General features: G+C 72.0%; 13 protein-coding genes. 6 read left to right on the plus strand and 7 right to left on the minus strand.

Translation table 11 applies throughout. The features are described from left to right. The first annotated feature begins 486 nt into the window (after positions 1 to 486). Complete coding sequence (locus ACF061_RS26735; protein WP_392269517.1) at positions 487 to 870, plus strand: hypothetical protein; 384 nt, start codon at positions 487 to 489, stop codon at positions 868 to 870. A gap of 98 nt (positions 871 to 968) precedes the next feature. Here the strand turns inward: ACF061_RS26735 and ACF061_RS26740 are convergent, their stop codons facing one another. From ACF061_RS26740 to ACF061_RS26750, 3 genes are all read right to left on the minus strand, one after another. After that, positions 969 to 1,112, minus strand: coding sequence for a hypothetical protein (locus tag ACF061_RS26740; protein WP_392269518.1), 144 nt, complete (start codon positions 1,110 to 1,112; stop codon positions 969 to 971). Positions 1,113 to 1,644: 532 nt separating this feature from the next. Next, a complete protein-coding gene (locus ACF061_RS26745) occupies positions 1,645 to 2,064 on the minus strand; it encodes a hypothetical protein (RefSeq protein WP_392269519.1) in 420 nt (139 codons plus the stop codon). 302 nt (positions 2,065 to 2,366) lie between these two features. After that, positions 2,367 to 2,714, minus strand: coding sequence for a VOC family protein (locus tag ACF061_RS26750; protein ID WP_392269520.1), 348 nt, complete (start codon positions 2,712 to 2,714; stop codon positions 2,367 to 2,369). 447 nt (positions 2,715 to 3,161) lie between these two features. Between ACF061_RS26750 and ACF061_RS26755 the strand changes: the two genes are divergently transcribed. Next, complete coding sequence (locus ACF061_RS26755; RefSeq protein WP_392269521.1) at positions 3,162 to 5,879, plus strand: AAA family ATPase; 2,718 nt, start codon at positions 3,162 to 3,164, stop codon at positions 5,877 to 5,879. 277 nt (positions 5,880 to 6,156) lie between these two features. After that, entirely contained in the window at positions 6,157 to 6,726 is a 570-nt protein-coding gene (locus ACF061_RS26760; RefSeq protein WP_392269522.1) for a GNAT family N-acetyltransferase, read from the plus strand. Between the two features lie 850 nt (positions 6,727 to 7,576). Here the strand turns inward: ACF061_RS26760 and ACF061_RS26765 are convergent. Next, positions 7,577 to 7,951 (minus strand): hypothetical protein, encoded by a 375-nt coding sequence (locus ACF061_RS26765; protein WP_392269523.1) that lies wholly within the window; start codon positions 7,949 to 7,951, stop codon positions 7,577 to 7,579. Positions 7,952 to 8,052: 101 nt separating this feature from the next. On the opposite strand from ACF061_RS26765, the gene sigJ reads away from it, so the two are divergent. After that, a complete protein-coding gene (sigJ, locus tag ACF061_RS26770) occupies positions 8,053 to 8,964 on the plus strand; it encodes an RNA polymerase sigma factor SigJ (protein WP_392269524.1) in 912 nt (303 codons plus the stop codon). Between the two features lie 377 nt (positions 8,965 to 9,341). Here the strand turns inward: sigJ and ACF061_RS26775 are convergent, their stop codons facing one another. From ACF061_RS26775 to ACF061_RS26785, 3 genes are all read right to left on the minus strand, one after another. Further along, positions 9,342 to 10,520 carry a glycoside hydrolase family 6 protein gene (locus tag ACF061_RS26775; protein ID WP_392269525.1) on the minus strand — a complete coding sequence of 393 codons (1,179 nt, stop codon included), beginning with the start codon at positions 10,518 to 10,520 and terminating at the stop codon, positions 9,342 to 9,344. Positions 10,521 to 10,880: 360 nt separating this feature from the next. Continuing rightward, entirely contained in the window at positions 10,881 to 12,548 is a 1,668-nt protein-coding gene (locus tag ACF061_RS26780; protein WP_392269526.1) for a protein kinase, read from the minus strand. 45 nt (positions 12,549 to 12,593) lie between these two features. After that, complete coding sequence (locus ACF061_RS26785; protein ID WP_392269527.1) at positions 12,594 to 13,289, minus strand: TetR/AcrR family transcriptional regulator; 696 nt, start codon at positions 13,287 to 13,289, stop codon at positions 12,594 to 12,596. A 111-nt stretch (positions 13,290 to 13,400) separates the two neighbouring features. Here ACF061_RS26785 and ACF061_RS26790 point away from each other — a divergent pair, with 111 nt between their 5' ends. Both ACF061_RS26790 and ACF061_RS26795 read left to right on the plus strand, forming a co-directional pair. Further along, positions 13,401 to 14,351 (plus strand): alpha/beta fold hydrolase, encoded by a 951-nt coding sequence (locus ACF061_RS26790; protein ID WP_392269528.1) that lies wholly within the window; start codon positions 13,401 to 13,403, stop codon positions 14,349 to 14,351. 230 nt (positions 14,352 to 14,581) lie between these two features. Beyond that, entirely contained in the window at positions 14,582 to 14,806 is a 225-nt protein-coding gene (locus ACF061_RS26795) for a twin-arginine translocase TatA/TatE family subunit (RefSeq protein ID WP_392269529.1), read from the plus strand. Positions 14,807 to 15,029 lie beyond the last annotated feature (223 nt).

The raw sequence follows: 15,029 nt of genomic DNA on the forward strand, positions 1-15,029 counted from the left end.
CGCTACCACCCCACCACCCACTTCAACACCCACCCCCACCACGACCACCCCCGAACCGACCGAGAACTCAGCCAAACCCGCTGACCACAACACCAACCGAACAGCACCGCCCGACACACCCGGCACACCACCGCCACCACCAGACCCGGCACCAATGCCACACCCGCCCCACCACGGGGCTTACCGTCGGCAGTGGACAACACACACCGACACGGACAAAAGCCACAGCCGCAGACCAGACAGGCACGGACGCCAACGACAGTCACGGAAACACACGACAGGCACGGACAACGCGCACCGAGACGGACGACGGGCCGTCAACAGCGGCAAGCCACCGTTTCACAGCGCCTCAGCCGGTTGGGAGTGGTCGACATGAAGCTCTGCGAAGGGCCAGGATGCGGGCGGGTCCTCGCCTCGAAGGGCAGCCCGGGCACACGACCCCGACAGTTCTGCTCCGAAGCGTGCCGCACCCGCCACCAACGGCTCATGGCACGCACCGCGGCCCCCCAGACCCGTCCCGAACGCACCACCGAACACCGCCACGAACTGCGCTCGGCCGCCTCCACACTCGCCAACGCCGCCCGCCGCCTGGCCGCCGAACTGGACGCCGAAGCCACCCGCCGGCAGCCCGCAGGACCCCGCACCCCCGCACCACCCACCGGACAGCCCCCGACCGGCCACACCCGCGCCGCCCTGGACATCCTGCACGCGGCCCGCCACCTGGTCATGGCCGCCGTCACCGCCGACCGCACCGCCAGGGACAACCGGACGGCCATCCCGAAAACACTCACCCCCCGACTCGACGCGGCGTCACGCCGATACCGAGGCGCCACGAAGTCCCGTAGCAGCGTGACCGCCTCCACCGACTAGGTTGTTCGCACCTCTCACGGCGCGCGCTCCGTCGTCGCGACGCGCGACGGCAGCGTCCTTCGGGCCCGAGACATCACGCCGAAGAACAAGGTCGCCCTTCACTCGGACGCCGTCTGCTCCGGTGGGTCGGAATCCGCGGTGGGCGGCTCCGACGGAGGGAACAGCAGATCCTCCAGGGCGTCCAGCGCGAAAGACATCAGCATCAGGACGACCGGTACGAACAGGGCTATCAGGGCTACCACGACCTCTGCACCTCCCCACGCAGCAGTGATCATGAATCACCGACGCGCGCTTCGGCTCGGCATCAGTCCGGAAACCAGCATGCGGCCGAATGGGGGATGCCGCACGCCCAGCCGCCTCCCGCCGCGTACGCCGATCGGGTGATGCCCGGTATGCGGATGCCCGTGCGCCCCCATCCGGTGATGAGGAAGGTGCCCCCGTTTCGGGCCCGGCATCACGACGGTGCGTCCATCGTGCACCAGGCAGGACGCGAGCGCGGCCCGGGCAGCCGTGGCGGCCGGACGGCACTGTCCTGACGCGCGCCCTCAGCCGGCCGCCGGCCGACGGCCCACGGAGGTCCGTAGGCGGTGGCCGGCGGCCGGGACGGGACCCTCGCCGATTGCGCCGATGGTCCCTTCCCCGTGCAGGCACGCTGGAGACAGACCAGGGCCCGGACCCTGTGCGGGCACTGGGGACGACTCTGTGCGTGCACCGGGGCGGACGAAGCTCCCGGGCACCCGCCGCCTGCCTCCGTCGCCACCACCGCGGCGTGTCTCAGCGCACCGTCACGACGAAGACCGGCGAGGCCGTGGTGCCGCTGACGATGCGCAGCTCGTTCCGGCCCTTCAGCCCGAGCTTGACGCCGAGCGAGTAGGAGCCGTTCCTCGAGGTGCTCATGGAGGCGGGCAGGGTGACCCACTTGCCACGCTGCTTCTGCTGAAGGGTCACCTTGCTGCCCGGCTCGAGACCGGTGGTCCGGCCGGTGACCCGGAACAACTGCCAGGCGCTGACCGAGGACGTGGACGCCTTGGCGGTGATGCCTGCCTTGACGGGCGCGCCGTCGTGCGCGACGACGGCAGGGGGTGCGGTGGGCGCGGCCGGGGTTGCCGCCATCGCGGTGCCCGCGAGGGCGAGGGAGGCCGCGCCGAGGACACCGACGACGGCTGTGCGCAGCGAGCGCCGTTTCGAGACCATCACAGATTTGCCCCTTCCTGAGGTGGGAACATCCTTTCGCGCCAAAGGGCGCTTACGCACCGATTGGCGCCGTCACTGGAAACGACGGCACAACCGGGACGGACGTTCATCGGGGCTTCGTCGCCGTCTTGTAACAGCCGAACGGAGGCGGGTCGGATGGCGCCGGTGACGCCTGGGACAGCTCGGCGACAAGGTGACCGCGGCCGGCGTCCTCATGTCACCCTCACTTCGGCGCCGGCGACCCGGCCGGCCCTCAGGGCGAGCGGCTGTGAACGGCACCCGCACCGGACGGAAGGCAGACGTCAGCGGTGCCCCAGGACGTTGACCACTCGGCCGTTGGGATCGCGCACGAAGAACCGCCGCACTCCCCACTCCTCGTCCTGCAGCGGATGGACGATCTCCGCACCGCCGGCCTCCATGACCGCGTACGCCGCGTCCACGTCGCTCACCTCGATGCTCAGGTCGGGGGTCACCGGCGCGGTCCTGTCGCCGGTCATGAAGCTGACCTGCGCCGCCGGATCGGACGCGGACGCGAGCGTCATGATCCAGCCATGGTTCATGACCTCCTCCAACCCCAGCAGACCGTAGAAGTCCCGGCTCTCCGGAACGGCCTCGGACTGGATGTTGGGCACAACACGGCGAACGGCCATTGACGACTCCACACGAGAGCGGACAGGTCGGCGGGACTCACAGGAGTGCTGCGAGGTCCGGGCCCCGAGCGTACGCGCACCGGATCGTGGTGCTCCCAGGTCCTCGTTCCGCACGAGCCCGCGTGCGGCTGGGGCGGCCCCGTCGGCAGGGTGGTGGGGCGGCGGTGAACTCCCAGAGCGTGCCGGGCCCCCGCGGGACACACGGGGCCTGCTGCCATCGGGAGCCACGCCCACACATCGACGGCGCGTACCCGTCCGGAAGCGCGGTGGGAGGCGATGGCAGCGCCGGCCACGTGACCCCGAATTCCTCGCAGTCAGTCGATCACAGTTCTCGCCACGGACTGTACAATGTGACCGGTCAGCTTATTTCAGCCGACGACCGCGACACAGCGGGGCAGGTGACTGCCGACTGCGGGTCCGGATGTCCTGAGAAGTGGGTACGTGCACGTGATCGGACGAGAACCGCAGTTCGAACAGTTGATCACTCTCATCGATTCGGCGCGACAGGGACACGGGTCTTCGGCGCTCGTGTACGGCGAAGCGGGTATCGGAAAGAGCAGGCTCGTCTCCGCGGTAGTCGAGGCCGCGTCCGCATCGGGCTTCGAGGTCCTGTCCTGTCACGGCGTCCGCGGCGCGGGCGCGGCCGGTTTCGAGGGCTTGCACGAACTGTTGCTCCCTCTGCTCGACCGCGTCGACGCGCTACCGCCGCGCCAGCGCACGGCCCTCGACGTGGCGTTCGGGGCGGAGGGAGAGCCGGCCGACCGTCTCATCACCGGGCTCGCCGCCTTCGGACTGCTGGAGGAAGCCGCGGCGCGAGGTCCCCTCGTGGTGCTGATCGAGGATCTGCACTGGCTGGACCGGTCAACGGCCGACATCGTCACCTTCCTCGCGGCCCGCATGAGCGTCATGCCGGCGCTGCTCCTGGCCACCAGCCGGGCTGATCGCGTCTACCCCGACCGCAGGCCGCACTTCAAGCACCAGGTGCTGTTGACCCCGCTCAGCCAGGAAGACTCGATGAACCTGGTCGCCCTGCACGCGCCCGCGCTGACGCTGCCGCAACGGCGCCGACTGGTCGAGCGCGCGCTGGGCAACCCGCTCGCTCTGACCGAGTGGTCGACCGGCCCGTCGTGGGTCGAAGGACCGTCTCCTGCCGAGCGCGGCCGTGTCCCGATGGGCAAACGGCTGGAGGACTCCTTCCTGGCCGAGGTCGCCCTGCTGCCCCGAGCGACGCAGCGCGCCCTCCTCGTCGCCGCCGCCGGAGAGGATGCGAGCAGCTACGAAGTGCTCGCGGCGGCCCGCAATCTGGGCCTCGACCAACGCGACTTCGCGCCGGCCGAGAGCTTCGGGCTGATCACACTCATGGGTGGCGCTTACAAGTTCCGCCACCCGTTGGTGGGTTCGGCGGTCTACGACGACGCCGACTCCGATGCCCGGTCCCGCGTGCACACCGAGCTCGCGGCGGTCGTCGTCGATGCCGCGCGTGCCGTCCAGCACCGGGCCGCAGCAGTTGCCGGATGGAACGAGGAGGTCGCCGCCGAGCTCGAGGAAGTCGCCGTGGCGACCGGCCGGCGGGGTGCACGGACCGAAGCGGCCGCCGCCTGGCGACGCGCGGCCGCGCTGACCCCGACCGCGGCGGAGCGGGCGCGGCGCACGGTCATGGCAGCCGAAGCCGCGCGGCAGGCGGGCGCGACGGACGACGCCGCCGCCCTGCTCGCCGAGGCGAAGCCGATCGTCGACGGTGAAGCGTCGGTGGTGCAGTTCGCTCGCACCGAATGGATGATCGCCGGCACCAGCACGACGCTTCCGGGTCGAAGCGGCGACGAACTCGTCACGCTGGCGCGGACACTCAGCGATCCGGCCGACCGCGTCGAGGTCCTCACGTGGGCGGCGGTGCGCAGCTTCCTCGGCCAGGACTCCTCCGCCGAGATCAGGGCAGCCGTGGCCGACGAGCTCCGGCGGCCCGACACCGCCGTCACCGAACCACAACAGGTGCTTCGAAGCATCGGTCTGGCCCTGATCAGTCCGGCGGATCGGATAACGTCCGTCGAGGAGGCGTTGTCGTTCTTCCAGCGGCAGGTACGCGAGACGGACTCGACGCTGCTGAACTGCCTCGCGTTCGCCGTCGAGGACACCCATGACCTCGCCGACGCCGAACGCGTCTGGAGCGCCGAGGCCGACATGTTCCAGCGATCGGCACGGACGAGCGACGAGACGGTGGCCATCTCCGGACGCGGCACGGTACGGGTGACCGCCAACGCGATCGCGGCCGGCCTCGCCGACTCGGAGCACGCGCTGCGGCTCAGTTTCGATCTCGGCCTGTCGGTGGTGGGGGCACTGGCCGCGGCGAACATCGCACGCGCACGCGCATGGCGCGGCGAACCCGAGCTCGCGACCGCCGCCCTCAAGACCTGTGCCGAACTGTCCGGACTGATTCCCGCTGCCAGGGTGGCGGCCATCGCGTCCTGGGCGTCCGCCCAGATGGCGGCGAACGAGCACCGCCCGGAGGAGGCGGTCGCCCACTTGCTGAAGAGCGTCGAGCATCCGCCCATCGGCGTCTGGGCGGGCGGCGACCTTGCCGACGCGGCCGTGCGAACCGGCCGGCCGGAGGTGGTGGAGGGCTGGCTCGACATGGCGACGGCCGCCCTCGCGTCCAGCGACTCCGACCACCTCGCGATGCTCGTCGAACGGTCGCGGGCGCTGTTGGCGACAGGTGACGACGCACGTGCCCACTTCGAACGGGCGATACGACGCGGTGAGCGGAGCACCGCCTTCCTCGACCTGGCCAAGACCCGGTTGTTCTTCGGCGAGTGGCTGCGGCGAGAACGCCGCATCGTGGAGGCACGCGACCACCTCTCCGCGGCACTGCACGTGTTCGAGTCACACCACACGACGCCGTTCGCGCAACGAACGGCACAGGAGCTGCGCGCTGCGGGCAGTGCGCAGCGGACGCAGTCGCCCCAGTCCTTCGACGCCGGGTCCGTGCTCACAGCTCAGGAACTGCACGTCGCCCGGCTGGCCGCCGAGGGGTACACCAACAAGCAGATAGCCGACCAGCTGTATCTCTCGCACCGCACCGTCGGAGGGCATCTGCACCACGCCTACACGAAGTTGGAGATCAACCGGCGATCGCAGCTCGCCACCGCCCTCGCGTCCGCGCTCGACTGACCGGGAGCACGGCCCACAGCGCGCCGCCGAGTCGGCCACTTCGACCGGGGCGCCATGCCCGTCGGAGCCGGCACCGTGGGCCTGCTCGCCCAGTGGCTCGTCGCACGCCACGCCTTGGGTCTTCGCCGCGTCCGTCGCCCTCGCCGCAGTCTCCTTCCCGCGGGTCCTGACGCGTCCCGCTCTCGCGGAGGCGTACGGCAAGCGCGACGCGCCGCGCCTCCGCTCCGGCGGGGCCGGGACGCATCGACTCCGGTCAGGCCGGTCGTAGGTTCGTGCCATGACGACCGTTGATGACATGGGATACGAGTTCCGCACCGCGCGGCCCGAGGACACCGAGGCCATCGGGGCGCTCGACGGATCCTTCACCACTGGCACCGTCCTCCACGTGGCCGTGACCGAGAGGGGGTTCACCCTTCAGGAGATCCCCGTGGACCCGCCCATCCGCAAGGTCTTCCCGGCGGAGGACAGCGATGACGCCGATGTCTCCGCTGCCGAGGACGACGCGAACAGCCGTACCTTCGTCGCCGTCGCGACCGACGGTGGTCTGGCGGGCTTCGTCGCGGTCTCCTACGCTCCGTGGAACCGGCGGCTGGCCATCGAGGACATCGAAGTCGCTCCGGTCCACCGGGGGAAGGGCATCGGCCGCACCCTGATCGGCCACGCCGTCGGATTCGCCCGCGAACGCGGGGCAGTGCACGTCTGGCTCGAGGTCACCAACGTCAACGCCCCGGCGATCCACGCCTACCGGCGGATGGGATTCACCTTCTGCGGACTGGACACGACGCTCTACGACGGCACGCCCTCGTCGGGCGAACAGGCCCTCTACATGAGCATGCCCTGCCCCTGAGCGCCGGGCCCGGCCCCCGGCACTCGGGCGAGGACAGCGCGCCGGAGGCCAGCGCCGAAGTCCGGGCCGACGTGCGGCGAGAACGTGTGTGCTTCAACCACCGCATCCTGGCTGTGAGATGGGCGCGCAGATCCTCACCCGTCCCACCGCGTGTGCACAGGCTCACCCAGCGGCGGGTCCCTCACACGGAAAGAGAAGTCGTCTCCCGTTCAATCTGTCAGCACCGGCTCGTTCGCGGTGTCCGCCTCATCGGCCACCCGCCCTCCACAGCACAGGCGCACCGCGCTTGACCTGCGGCGAAGGTGTCGCCTGGGCTCTCGCCCCGGTGATCGAGATGCAGCCCGCGAGAGGCGATGTCCAGAATCGAACGTGAGAGGCAAAGCCGACCACAGAGAGGTGACGATCATGCGAAGCACGATCACACGCACTCTGGCCGCTACCGTCGCTGCGGGCGTCTTCGCCGGTGGGGCAGCTGTGGCCTCCATGGGCACCGCTGTTGCGGCACCTACGCACTCCACAGTCGCAGCAAGTCATCACGCGGCGCCCAAGCCCGACTCCACGAAGACGCCGAAGCACAAGAAGTGCCCGAAGGGTGAGCACTACACCAAGGTCAACGGCAAGTGGGCCTGCCACAAGAAGTAGCAGCAACGCGGGCACCGCGGAGGCGTTGACCGGCCCACTGCACCCCGGTCGAGCGTCTCTGCGGCGCCCGCCACGACCCGCTCGTCACGAACGAGAGGACTCGTCTCTTCCGTTGGGCGGACACGCACGCGAGGCCCCCGCCGTGGCGGGGGTCTCCTCGTGCGGAAGGGGCCGGCCGGGGTCGTCCCGGCGGTCCGCGTGCCGGACCTCAGCGTCGGGCCAGTGCCAGCACGCTCAGACCGAACATCAGGACGCCCAGGGGGAGATGGACCGACGGGACGTGCGCGATGCCGAGCACGACCTGGACCGAGGCGAGCACGAGGAAACCCGACGCGTGCCAGACCGGCCGGGACGAGCCGCCGCCCGGCTTCCACGCCAGTACCGCCGCGAGCACGTACAGCATCGACGCCCCGTACATCACACGGGCCCCGACGCCGTGCAGGGTCTCTCCGTAGGACGAGGTCAGCAACAGTCCGGCGGAGACCGCCTGGAGGAAGATGGTCAGGGTCTGCAGGGCGATCGCGACCCGCAGGAACGCGGAGCCGCGCGGCACGCTCGCCGTGGTCGTCACCTGAGTGGCCATGTCACAGTCCCCTTTTCCGCCCTCGGGCAGTGGATCGATAAGGTCTCACCAGCCCGACGACGCGGGCCTGCGAAAGGTAAGGCGAGGGGGCGGCCGGAATCATGGGGACTGTCGGGACCGGCACGGAGGAAATAGCCGGCGAGCGACGCCAACTGATCAACATCGCCTACCGGTTGCTCGGTTCGGTGACCGAGGCCGAGGACGCCGTGCAGGACGCCTACACACGCTGGTACGGGTTGCCACCGAGCCGGCAGGAGGAGATCCTCTCCCCCGGCGCCTGGCTGACGACGGTGACCAGCCGCATCTGTCTGGACCTGCTGGGCTCGGCCCGGGCGCGCCGCGAACGCTATGTCGGCGCGTGGCTGCCCGAGCCGCTGCCGGACCGCACCGAGTGGTGCCGCGCGGGCGGCGCCGCTCCCACCGGACCCGCCGACCCCGCCGACCAGATCGTCCAGGACGAGTCGGTGGCCACGGCCTTCCTCGTCGTCCTGGAGTCGATGACGCCCGCCGAGCGGGTGGCGTTCGTCCTGCACGACGTCTTCCGGTACCCGTTCGCCGAGATCGCCGGCGTCCTCGGCCGGACGCCTGCGGCCTGCAAGCAGCTCGCGGCCTCCGCCCGGCGACGGGTGCGCGGCGCGCACGCCCCGGTGACGGCGACCGGCCGGGCCGACGTGGTGAGGCACGTGAAGGAGGCGTGGGAGACCAAGGACATCGCGGCCCTCGTCGCTCTCCTCGACCCGGCCGCCGTGATGACCGCCGACGGCGGCGGCATGGTCGGCGCCGTCCTGCGGCCGGTCGAGGGCGGCGCGCGCATCGCCCAGTACATGGTCGCCATCGCCGACAAGGCTCCGGGTCTCGAACTGCTGGCGCGCTCGGTCAACGGTGTGCCGGGATTGGTGGCCCGGCGCGCCGGAGTCGTCATGACCGTGGCCTCCTTCGACGTCCACGACGGACGCGTCACCCGGGTCTGGGCGGTCCGCAATCCCGAGAAGCTGCGCCCGTGGGCACGGTAGGACCGGGAACTGTCGCGAGACTGGGACTCGGCCTCGGGTGAAGGCCCGTCGATACGGACGGCACTGAGTTCGCGTCAGCGAGGTGGCCGAGTGCGTCGTCGCGTAGGGCCTGGCGACGGGCCGGCCGCCGGTGTGGGCCCGGCGGCAGCCGATCGACGGCGTGCGGCTGCGGACCCGAACCGGGGCGTCCTGGCACGAAGCGGCAAAGACGCCCCGGGCCCCGGGGCCGGGTGTGCGGCCGGCAGCGCCCGGGCTCCCACTCCGGACATCGGCCGACGGGCCGCTCGACCGCCTCACGCCGACCGGGGCGGCGGTGCGCGCGCCCGCACCGCCCGCGCACTCCACCGTCCCGGTGCCCGGAGGCCGTCGCCCCGCGGTCAGCGCCAAGCGGTACCGGCGTTGGCGACGAGTTCCAGCGCCTGCTGCGGGAACCAGTGGCCGGCGGCGGGGTCGGGAGCGCCGCGTTCGGGGTCGTCGGGGCCTGCGGTGCCGCGCAGACAGAGGCCGTCGGACTCACCGGGGATCTTGATCCAGAGCTTGGCGTCCATGAGCGGGTCGCCGGTCCTCGCGGTGGGTCGGGCACCGAGGCCGCGGCCCGGCGGGTTGCACCAGTCCTGGGCGTCGCCGTACTTGCCGGCCGGCGGGGTCCAAGGGCCCTGGCCGTTGCGGCTGGTGTCGATCACGAAGTGCTTCATCTCCGCCGGGTCGGCGGTGACGTGGGTGTCGAGCCATGCCTGGGCGTCGGCACGGGGCCAGTACTGGTTGGGGCAGTCGGCCGGGTCGCCGCCCGCCTGCGCGTAGGCGAGGCAGGAGGAGATCAGGTCGCCGTACCAGGCGTCGGCTTCGTCGGTCTGATAGTTGGAGACGTTGGTGAAGAAGCCCGCCGCGTCGGCCACGCCCGCCTTCAGCAGCCGTGGGACGATCGCTCCGACCGGTTGCCAGGCCGGGTGACCGGTGTCCAGGTAGACGCGGGTGCCGGCCAGGGACGACAGCGTCCGGACGGCGGAGGAGATCTCGTCGTACCGGGCCGCGGTCTTCGTGCCGGCGGCGTCGTCCTGGCCGCAGTCGGAGGGGAGCAGGGCCAGCGAGTCGGGCTCCAGGATCACGACCGCCCGCCGGTTGCCGATCCCCGCGGCGACGCCGTCGATCCAGGAGGAGTACTCGGCGCTCGTCGTGGCACCGCCCGCCGAGTAGTTGGCGCAGTCGCGTCCCGGGACGTCGTACAGCGTGAGCACGGGCACGGTGTGCTTCGCGGCGGCGGCGCGGGTGACCCCGGCGACCGCCGAGCGGACCTCGTCCGGCTCCTCGTCTCCGTACCAGACCGCCTGTGGCGTGGTGATCATACGCAGGACGCCGGCCGCCTCCCTCAGCCGGCCGGCGCGGGTGAGGTCGGCGACTTGGCGTACCGCGTCCGGGTTGGGCGCCGGGGTGTAGAAACGGGTGGCGGGCCCGGTCACGGCGGCTCCGCCGGCTGCGGAGGCGTTCGGCGCGAGGGCCGCCGCCGCGGCGGTGACCAGGGCGAGAACGGCGTTGCGGACGACGGCTCTTCGTTTCATGGGGTGGACCCCTCCACGTCGGCGAACGAATGCGGGAGCGCTCCCATAATCAGAGGGCGTAAGTCATGCCCTCGTCAAGACCATGTGCGGGACGCCGATCCGGCGCGCGGGTCGACGGCGCGCGACACCCGTCCCCGCCGGTGCGTCCTCCACCGCGAGCCGGGACAGGCAGGCGGCGTCGAGCCGGGCACGGCGGCCGGTGGCCGCGCCCGTCGCCGACGCATTCTGCCCGGACGCCCCGATCGCGCCGCGGTCGGTGTGCGCCGCGGTGCGCGGGAACGCGGAGCCGCGTCGGCCGGCGCGCGCCGGAGCGGGCGTCCGTCGGACGGACCGCACCGGGTACCACCCCTTGCGCACCGTCTAGGCCGCGCCCCGCCAGAGCGTCAGGTCTCCCTGGAGGAAGGCGATGTCCGGCATCGCGGTGGACTTCGTCTGGATCACGAACAGCCCCGTGTTCCCGGAGGAGTCCTTGACGCAGATCTCGGTGCCGTTCGCCGCCCCGGCCAGCGGCAGGCTGTGGCTCGTGTGGTGCTTGAGCAGGAGACGGCACATGTCGAGGGTGCCGTCGCCGGGCTTGCCGTACACCTGGAGGAACACGGCGGTGTCGCTCTCCAGTTCGCAACCGACCATCTTGCAGCCGAAGCGGATGTCACCCTCGCGGTTGTCGAGTTCGGCACCCGGGTTCCTGAGGTTCACCGAGTTGTCCGTCCGCAACGACACCCCGGGGTACGGCTCGGCCCGCGGCTGCGGGGACGAGGCCGAGGAGGACCGTGCGGCCCCGGACGGACCGTCACCGGCTCCGCGAGCCGCGGAGTCCGGGAAGCCCGGCGAGGAAGCCGGGGACCCCGGCGCCGTGGCCGACGAGGTCGCCGAGGTTCGTACGGTCGGTCCGGTGGCGGACGCCGTGGAACCGGTCCCGTCACGGTGACCGGGCCGGTCCCCGGCGTCCATGACCGACCAGGCCAGGGCCGTCACCAGCAGCGCGCCTCCCACCACCCCGGCGACCGGGACCAGCGCCCTGCGCCGTCCACGGACCGTGCGCTCCGCCGGCGTCGGCAGCGGCGACCGGGCCCGCGGTCGCGGCGCCCCGGCCGGCGGCTGCGGGAGCACGGGGGTGGGGTCGGGCACCGGAGCCGGAACCATGGGTTCCGGCCCGGCGATGTCCCGCCACACCGACGGTCCCCCGCCCGCGTCGGCGTCTCCGCCCAGCCGTCGTCGGCACCACTCGACGATCTCCGCCGGGGTGGGCCGCTCCGCCGGATCGGCGGCCAGGCACCGGGCGAGCAGCGGCCGGAGCTGCGGGGGCAGCGGGGACAGGTCGGGTTCGGAGTGCACGATCCGGTAGAGCACGCCGACGGCCGAACCGTCCCCGTAGAGCGGTCGGCCGAGCGCCGCGAACGCCGCCGTCTGGCCGAGCGCGAAGACATCGGTCGCCGCCGTGACCTCGCCCCCGGACGCCTGCTCGGGAGCCATGAAGGAGGGCGTGCCGATGGCGGCTCCGGTGGCGGTGTGCGCGGTGCCGTCGGCGGCCAGCGAGATGCCGAAGTCGATGACGCGCGGCCCGTCGGCGGCCAGCAGCACGTTCGACGGCTTCAGGTCCCGGTGGACGATGCCCTCGCTGTGGATGGCCCGCAGCGCCTCCGCCACCCCCGCCGTCAGCCACAACAGCGCCGGCACCGGCAGCGGTCCGCCCCGGGCGACGGCGTCCGTGAGGGAGGGGCCGGGCACGTACAGCGTGGCCAGCCAGGGCGGTGCGCCGTCGGCGTCGGCGTCTATCAGCTCGGCGGTGTACGCGCCCCGGACCCGCCGGGCCGCCTTGATCTCCCGCCCGAACCGGCGCCGGAAGCCGGGATCGTCGGCCAGCTCCGGTCGCACCACCTTGATCGCCACCGGCCGGCCGCCCCGCGTGTGCGACAGGTAGACCCGGCCCATGCCACCCGCGCCGAGCCGTGCGGCGAGGCGGTAACCGGCCACCACGGGTGGATCGTCCGCCTGCAGAGGCTGGAAGACGTCTGTCGTTCGGTTCATCGGCCCACTGACCCCCGCCGCATTGAGTTGACCAACGGCCAAAGCCTAAGGGGACCTCAAGACACTCCGTGCGGTCCCTCCCCCGCGGCCGGCACCGTCGGCTTCCCGGCCGTCACCAGCCCTCTTCCCCCCGGGCGGTCGGGGCAGGAAGATCCGGTCCAGGTGGTAGGAGAGCACCCCGGCGGCGGACCGCGGACTGCGTTGCCCCACCAGGATGCTGGTGCCCAGCCCCGCCGACATGGCCAGCAGGCCGACCGCCTCCGCCCGCGCGTCCACCCCGGCCCGCAGCAACCCTTCCGTCGCCGCCCGCGCGAGCAGTTCGGCCACGGTGGCCTCGGCGGCGTCGGGGTCCTTGATGAACGGCTGGGCCGCGAGCGTCTCGTCGGTGACGGCCAGGATCGCGTACGAGGTGTAGAGGTGGTGGAAGACGCGGCTCTCCTCGTCGGTGGGGAGGGCCGCCATCAGGAGGGCCTCGATGACGGCGCGCGGCCCCGCCTCGGCCCCGGCGGCCCGGACCCGGGCGGTCACCCGTTCGCCGAACTTGCCCACGAGGTGCCGCAGACCGAAGAGGAGCAGCTTCTCCTTGGACTCGAAGTAGTACTGCACCAGCCGCAGGGACACCCCCGCCTCCGCGGCCACGTCACGCATCCCCACCGCGTGCAGCCCGGTCCGGCCGGCGGCGCGGACCAGTGCCTCCGCGATCGCGGTCCGTCGCTCCGCGTGGTCCACGTGTCTGGGCATCGTCCAGCTCTCCGCTCCGTCGGCCGGCCCCCGCTTCACCTTGATGATACAGCCGTACCATGTTCGTGATACGTTCGTATCACGAAGACCGACCCCCTTCCGGAGGTGGCCGTGCCCGAGTCCGCAGCAACCCGTCCCCAGGCCGACGTCGGCCGCTACGTCAGTGACGCCTGGCGCGAGCGCTACTTCGTGGCGTGCGACGCGCTCTACGCCCTCGGCGCCCCCGCGTCCCGGGAGCAGGACGTGGAGACCTCCTACGGGACCACCCACGTCTACCGCTACGACCCCGCCGACCCGGCCGCCCGCGACCGCACCCCCGTCGTCCTCGTGCACGGCGCGGGCTCCTGCTCCGCCATGTGGTACCCGAACACTCCGGCGCTCAGCGCCGAGCGCCCCGTCTACGCGCTCGACACCCCGGGCGACCCCGGCCGCAGCGTGCAGCGCGCCCCGATCCACGAGCCGCAGCGCGCCGCGCAGTGGCTGGACGAGAGCCTGGCCGGGCTCGGTCTCGACCGGGTGCACCTCGTCGGCTCCTCCTACGGCGGCTGGCTCGCGCTGAACCAGGCTCACCGCCGGCCCGACCGCCTGGCCTCGGTCACCCTGCTCGACCCCGGGGGCCTGGAGAAGGTGGGGCTGCGCTTCTTCGTCTGGATCTTCGCCAGCCTCTTCGCCACGTTCGCCCCCAAGGCGCTGCGCCCCCGGCTCGCGGCCTGGCTGGAGCAGCCCGTCCTGGTCGTACCGGAACTGCGCACGATGATCCGGACCGGTGTACGGGCCTACCGCATACGCCGCCCGGCGCCGCTGCCGCTCTCCGATGACGAACTGGCGGGCATCCGCACCCCGTTGTACCTGGTGCTGGGCAGGCGCAGCCTCCTGGTGCATCCGCAGCGGCAGGTCGAACGCGTTCCCCGACTGGTCCCGGGCGCCCGCGCCGAGATCGTCGCCGACACCGGCCACGGGCCGCAGATCGACCACGCCGAGGAGACCAACCGTCGGATGCTCGAGTTCATGGACTCCGCCGAACGGGATCCGGCGGGGACCGGCGCCGGACGAAAGCTCTAGGCTCCCGCGGCTCTTCGAGGAACGATCGGCCGCCGGCGAACCCGCCGCCCCCTTCCTCCGGCTGCGGCGCACCGACGCGTCCGCCGGCTCGAGCACGAGCACCCGGCGGTCATGTCCGGTGGATCGGGAGGCCGGTCGAGCGGAGAGCGCCGCGCGACCGGCGTGACGCCGCCACGCGACCGGGGGATACTTCTACAACACTGTAGATTGGGAGTCGGAGGGCGTACCTGATGTTCGGCTTGAGTGAACTGGCCGTGATCCTCCTCGTCGTCGTCGTGGTCCTCGGGATCAAGAAGCTGCCCGAGTTGACGCGGTCGGCCGGCAAGGCCGCACGGATCTTCAAGAGCGAGGCGAAGGCGCTGAAGGAGCAGGGCGCGCCCGAGGCGGCGCCCGGTCCGGGCCGCGTGGTCTCCGGGACGGTGGTGAACCGGGACGAATCCTCGCCGCGGGCCTGAGGGAAGAAGCGCGCCCGACAACTCCGGTGCGCGCCGGTCAGGTTCGCCCCCTCCTCCCCGGACGGCGGCGTCGCGCAGCGAAGCCCCTGAGCCATGCGGCTCGGGGGCTTTTCGGCTATCGGCGCGGCGGATTCCGGTCGTCTTCCGTTCCGTGTTCGTTCAACCGGCAGTCGCCGCACGTGTCGTGTGCCATCCCTAGGGTCCTCAAAGGTTTCGAAGGAAG

The organism is Streptomyces sp. NPDC015220, assembly GCF_043079345.1.
Classification (GTDB): domain Bacteria; phylum Actinomycetota; class Actinomycetes; order Streptomycetales; family Streptomycetaceae; genus Streptomyces.

Coding starts and splice junctions, on each gene's coding strand:
- ACF061_RS26735 (WP_392269517.1), top strand. CDS start 487: ATGGCACGCACCGCGGCCCCCCAGACCCGTCCCGAACGCACCACCGAA.
- ACF061_RS26745 (WP_392269519.1), bottom strand. CDS start 2,064: ATGGTCTCGAAACGGCGCTCGCTGCGCACAGCCGTCGTCGGTGTCCTC.
- ACF061_RS26750 (WP_392269520.1), bottom strand. CDS start 2,714: ATGGCCGTTCGCCGTGTTGTGCCCAACATCCAGTCCGAGGCCGTTCCG.
- ACF061_RS26760 (WP_392269522.1), top strand. CDS start 6,157: ATGACGACCGTTGATGACATGGGATACGAGTTCCGCACCGCGCGGCCC.
- ACF061_RS26765 (WP_392269523.1), bottom strand. CDS start 7,951: ATGGCCACTCAGGTGACGACCACGGCGAGCGTGCCGCGCGGCTCCGCG.
- sigJ (WP_392269524.1), top strand. CDS start 8,053: ATGGGGACTGTCGGGACCGGCACGGAGGAAATAGCCGGCGAGCGACGC.
- ACF061_RS26775 (WP_392269525.1), bottom strand. CDS start 10,520: ATGAAACGAAGAGCCGTCGTCCGCAACGCCGTTCTCGCCCTGGTCACC.
- ACF061_RS26780 (WP_392269526.1), bottom strand. CDS start 12,548: ATGAACCGAACGACAGACGTCTTCCAGCCTCTGCAGGCGGACGATCCA.
- ACF061_RS26785 (WP_392269527.1), bottom strand. CDS start 13,289: ATGCCCAGACACGTGGACCACGCGGAGCGACGGACCGCGATCGCGGAG.
- ACF061_RS26795 (WP_392269529.1), top strand. CDS start 14,582: ATGTTCGGCTTGAGTGAACTGGCCGTGATCCTCCTCGTCGTCGTCGTG.